A 5,301-nucleotide genomic window follows, 5' to 3' on the forward strand; every position below is an offset into this window, starting at 1 on the left:
GTTTCTCATGCTTTCCTTTAATCAGCTTTCGCATGCTTGCCCTTTGCAAGAAGAGAACATTCCGCTTCATTCCTGCAATCTGCAAGGATTGCACCGACAACAGACAACGTTTGCAGCTTTCCCCCTTTCTCTCCAGAATGGGAAACGTTTTGCCATATTTCTTTTAGTGAAGTTTTTGCATCCTCTCTATATATGCAAAAAAATAGACCTCGTTGAGGTCTATTTTTATCCTTAAGTTTAGTCTGAAGGTCTGATTGGTCTAACGACTCTGTGTCTGATTGTCGGCTTACTTTATGAGGTCAAGGATCTTCTTTGCTGCCAGTTCTGGCTTGAGGTTATATTCTTCTGCCAGTTTTTCGTAGTCGTAACGGTCGTAGAATTTCTTTTCCAGACCGAATGCGCAGGTCTTCATATCGCTGCTACCGTAGAATCGGGCAATCTTTTCTCCAAAACCGCCATCGAGAACTCCGTCTTCCATGGTCACTACGAGGCGATGATCCTTTTTGAGGGATTCCAGCAGGTCAGTGTCCAGTCCGGTAATATAGGTTGGGTTGATGATGGTGGCATGAATGCCCTTCTTTTCCAGTTCTGCTGCTGTCTGTTCTGCCAGACCGTAGAAATTGCCCAGACCGAGAATGGCCACCTCTTCTCCCCGGCGTGTTACTTCATAAGTATTGAGCTGGCTGTAATCGGTACGGATAACTCGTCCTTCAGACGGTACCGGGAGAACGGGTACGCGGATAGCTACCGGGTGCTCGGTCTGATCCAGTGCCCATGCCAGCATAGCTTTATATTCCGCAAGACTTACCGGAGCCAGATATACCAGATTCGGAATATTGGCCATCATGGGAATATCAAAAATGCACAGATGGGTTACGTCGTTCATAGAATACATGGATGCGCCAAATACGAGGAATACTGCCGGATTGTTGTTGATGCATACGTCCTGGGAAATCTGGTCATAGGTCCGCTGGAAGAAGGTGGCATAATCGCCAAATACTGGGCGTGCGCCACCTTTGGCCAGACCGGAGGCCATGGCTACGGCCTGTTCTTCTGCAATCCCTACATCGATGAACTGTTTTCCTGCCTGTTTTCTCCGTTCTGATGTAAACCCGAAGGAAGACGGAGTCGCCGCAGTCAGAACGGCCAGTTTCTTGTCTGTCTTCATCCGGTCCAGCAGATAGGTGGCTGTCAGTTCCGCTGCTTCATCCACATAGGGATGTTTTACCTCGCCGGTTTCTATATCAAAGGGCATGTGCCAGTGCCAGGATTCCTTATCTTCTTCTGCAAACTTATATCCCTTGCCCTTCTGAGTAACTATATGCACCACTACCGGATGGTCAATATCCTTCACTTCCCGGAATACCTTAATCAGCGCTTCACTGTCATTGCCATCCGCCACGAAGCGATAATCCAGTCCCATGGCGCGGAACAGATTATGTTCGCTCTTTCCACCGGTTCTGCGCAGTTCGTCAAACCCTTTATACATGCCTCCATGTACTTCGGCAATAGACATCTGGTTATCATTGAGGACGATAATCATATTGGTGCCCATTTCGCCCACTGTGTCGAGCCCTTCCAGCGCTTCGCCGCCGCTCATGGAACCATCGCCAATCACCGCAATGATATTTTCATGGCCTCCTCGAAGGTCTCTGGCCATAGCCAGGCCGGAAGCGAGGGAAATGGATGTGGATGTATGTCCTACTTCAAAGAAATCGTGTTCACTTTCTGCCGGATTGGAATAGCCGGATACATCGTCGTAATGTTCCTCTTCCAGATACGCCTGTTTGCGCCCGGTGAGAATCTTGTGCGGATATACCTGATGGGATACATCCCATACAATCTTATCTTTTGGCGAATCAAACACCGTATGAAGCGCAATGGTGGCTTCCACAATGCCAAAATCCGGACCAAAATGGCCGCCATGGATGCTGGCCCGCTTCAGCATAGCCTGGCGGATTTCCTGCGCCAGCTCTTTTCTTTCCGATGCGCTCAGTGTCTTAAGATTTTTCGGTCCGTTTATTCTATCCAGTATCATATATTCCTCCTGTATTCCAGAAACCGAAGCGTCTTTGCCCCGATGGTCTGATGATGATTCTTTCTATTATAGATAATTACCATGATATATAAAAATGCCTGCTTTGTATAGCGTACTATACAAAGCAGGCATTAAACGAACGGGGCGTGCAAGGAAGAGAATACGGTTTCTTCATTCTGGGAAGGAGCTTAATCTCCCCTCCATTCTCAAACCTGTCTTTTGGCTTTCAGCTCATTACCCCTTCTCATCTTTCCTTTACAAGAGCTACATACCGGGTGTGTCCATAGTAGATGCTGCTTGTACGACGGATAATAGCCCAGACGGTTTTTGTTCCATTCCGGGTCTTCACATCCATGTCCATCTGGAGGCTGGCTATAGACTGAATCTTCTTTTCATTCTCCGGCGAAACCAGACTGGCCATATCCCCATGAGCAAAGGTTATCAGGTCTTCCATATCCCGGCATCCGAAGAATTTCAGTGCCTGATCGCTGGCAAACAGCAGTTCCAGAGATTTACCTTCTTCTCTCATTATGAGAAGCGGCATGGGCATATTTCCTGTCACTTCTTTCAGTGTGAACCCCAGCTGCGGCCGTTCCTGGGTATTCATATGCGGATCATACCGGGAAAAATCATTTCCTCCACGCAGTTTGGTAGCGTACAGTGCCATATCGGCAAAACGGTACATATCATCTCGCTCCACTGCCTGGTCAGGATACATGACATAACCAAGCGATGTGGTATACCCAAAACTGCGATCTCCCACCAGCAGTTTGAGGGGCAACTGGATAAAGGCTTTAAGTCTCTCCTCTGCTTCTTTTCCATCGGCCACTGGCATAAGGGCAATAAACTCATCTCCGCCGCTTCGTCCCAGAATGGATTCCTCTCCCAGTACCCGGCGCATGGAAGCGGCCATGTGCTGCAGCACCTTATCCCCGATTTCATGGCCATACCGGTCATTAAAGAATTTGAAATTATCCACATCCAGCAGGGCAAGAGCCATGGGGCGGCCCGGATGTTCGGACTGATAGTGACGTGCCGATTCCACAAATCCCCGGCGGTTGTAGAGCCCGGTCAGTTTATCCAGACGGGCAAGCTGGCGCACATAGCGGTTCCTCAGGCGGAGGCGGAGCAGGATATTCACCAGCGCCGTAATAAGCAGGGAAATCAAAATTCCGGTGATGGACAGGATTTCCGTAAACGGCGTCACCCTCCATCCACCCTTAGGTTCCAGATACAGTTCCCAGGTACAGGAAGCCCATTCAAAATTCACCTGAATCGGTTTCCGGGGGAACACTTTCGAATGACTGATGAGCCGTATATCCTCACTCAATGGCGACATCTGCTTATACAGCATGTAGTTGAACCCATTGGCATCCATGGATTTCATAATGGGTGATACAATCCGTGACAGATTGATATTGACATCGGAAAACCCCCAGAACGTGCGGTGTCCCTTCTCATCATGCAAATAGATGGGATCCCGGAGTACAATTCCCTGCCGGTAGGTATCGTCCAGGATATAAGGCCCCTTGGCTACCATGACGCCCTTATCCCGGCTATACTGCGCCGTGGCGCCGGTCATGGAGTCATGAAACAGGTCAATCACCGTATATCTCTTTTCCAGTTCCGGATACACCACGGCCACCCGGCCATTGGGTGCCAGGTCCACATTGTTTATCCATCTCTGCTGGAAATACAGAGGTCTTACCACCGCATCAAAATTATCCGGAATTCCCTCATGGCTGATAACAACGCCCTTCATGATTTCTGCAATTTTTTCGCTCTTTCTGAGCTGTTGCTGCAGATTGTAGGAGTACATATTCAGAATCTTTCTCGCCGATTCCCGGGACTGCTGCTGATTCTCCAGGTACGAACTTCTGACCATAGTCATAACCACGCAAAGAAGAACCACGAATACATCCATGGTGATATACAGTATCCGCCGGCTTTCTTTCTTCATCTTTGCCTCGGTCCATATGCATTCGTGGTTCCTTGTTTTCATACCCGTTCGACCTTTCTGCAGTGTGCATTTTTCACATACTTCTTTATATTATACCGCATAAGTATACTGCATATAAGGTTGCAAAATTTTTCTCATGAAATATTGTCGTATCCATGCATCCTCCCGATAAAGGGAATGATTCTCATTTATATTTAGTCGGTTTTTCTATATATTTTATTAGTTGAATTAATTCTAACACTGCAAAAAGAAGGTGTAAATAAAAAAACAGGCTGACGCGCCGGAGCTGCATTAAATGACTGGCTGGGGGATTTGGAGTATGAGGTAAAAAATTGGCAAACCTGGAGAAAACAGACCCCAGCTCATGACGGGTGCAAGGGATCAGTTTCTCTGTTCCCTGCAATCGCGGCAAAGTCCGTACACGGTGGTCTGATTCTCATCCACAGCAAAGTCCTCCACCCGGAGTATATCTGTGAGCAACCTGTCAGACAGTTTCTGTGTCATATGGAAGGTCTTTCCACACCGAAGGCAGGTAAGATGCAGACGATGGCCGCAGGTTTCCGGAGACACATAACGATACCGGGCTTCCTTGCTGTCCTGAGAGATGGTCTGCAGGATAAACCCCGCTTTAGTGAGCGCTGCCAGATTCCGGTAAATGGAGCTCAGCCCGATTTTCACCTGATCTCCGTTATTAAGCACATCACAAAGCTGGCGTGCAGTAACGGACACGTCAGGATGTTCTGAAAAATAACGGAATAACAACTTGCGCTGTGCGGTCATGTACATACGATTCTGCCCCCAAAATTTCTGGTTTTTCTTTATTATTCTGTATTATATCGAGGCCCGGCCATGCGGTCAATTCATCTCCCTTTCGCCAGATGAGTGACCTCTTTTCTGTCCACATTTTTTCTTCTGCTGCCATCAGCTCATGCAGCAGGAAATTTTATGCACAGGAAAAGGCTCCGGTTGTGGTTTATTCATGTTATTCACAGATTTATCCACAACATGTTGATAACTCTGTTCATAACGGTGGATAACTCCCCTCAAAAAATAGCGATGCTACCCTGGAATGCCGATACGGTCGAAGTCCCGGTGATGTGAATAGTGTGAATAACGAGGAACGGAGCCCAAGGGGCTTCCTATCAGACTGAAAGAACTCAGAACATTTGCATGCTTTCCCTTATCCCAACATACAAAGATGAGCCTTTGGCTCATGGTCGGTGCGAGCTAGAGGCTCGCAGGTCGGTACATCCTGAACGGATGTAGGTCGGTGCCTTAACTTCAATATGGCAGGTCGGTGTGC

4 protein-coding genes are annotated in these 5,301 nt (G+C 48.0%); 1 reads left to right on the forward strand and 3 read right to left on the reverse strand.

Features of this window, described 5'->3' with window-relative positions; genetic code table 11:
- The coding region (locus tag BLQ79_RS08410) for a hypothetical protein (protein WP_234944971.1) at window positions 1–235 on the forward strand (235 nt) is incomplete at its 5' end.
- A gap of 51 nt (window positions 236–286) precedes the next feature.
- On the opposite strand, the gene BLQ79_RS08030 is transcribed toward BLQ79_RS08410, so the two are convergent.
- The 3 genes from BLQ79_RS08030 to BLQ79_RS08040 form a co-directional block, all read right to left on the reverse strand.
- Complete coding sequence (locus tag BLQ79_RS08030) at window positions 287–2,038, reverse strand: 1-deoxy-D-xylulose-5-phosphate synthase (RefSeq protein ID WP_091365594.1); 1,752 nt, start codon at window positions 2,036–2,038, stop codon at window positions 287–289.
- A gap of 244 nt (window positions 2,039–2,282) precedes the next feature.
- Window positions 2,283–4,040 (reverse strand): diguanylate cyclase domain-containing protein, encoded by a 1,758-nt coding sequence (locus BLQ79_RS08035; RefSeq protein WP_091365596.1) that lies wholly within the window; start codon window positions 4,038–4,040, stop codon window positions 2,283–2,285.
- A gap of 339 nt (window positions 4,041–4,379) precedes the next feature.
- A complete protein-coding gene (locus BLQ79_RS08040; protein WP_159427891.1) occupies window positions 4,380–4,784 on the reverse strand; it encodes a Fur family transcriptional regulator in 405 nt (134 codons plus the stop codon).
- Window positions 4,785–5,301: the final 517 nt, after the last annotated feature.

Source organism: Dialister histaminiformans, assembly GCF_900103425.1.
In the GTDB taxonomy this organism is placed as follows: Bacteria; Bacillota; Negativicutes; order Veillonellales; family Dialisteraceae; genus Allisonella; species Allisonella histaminiformans.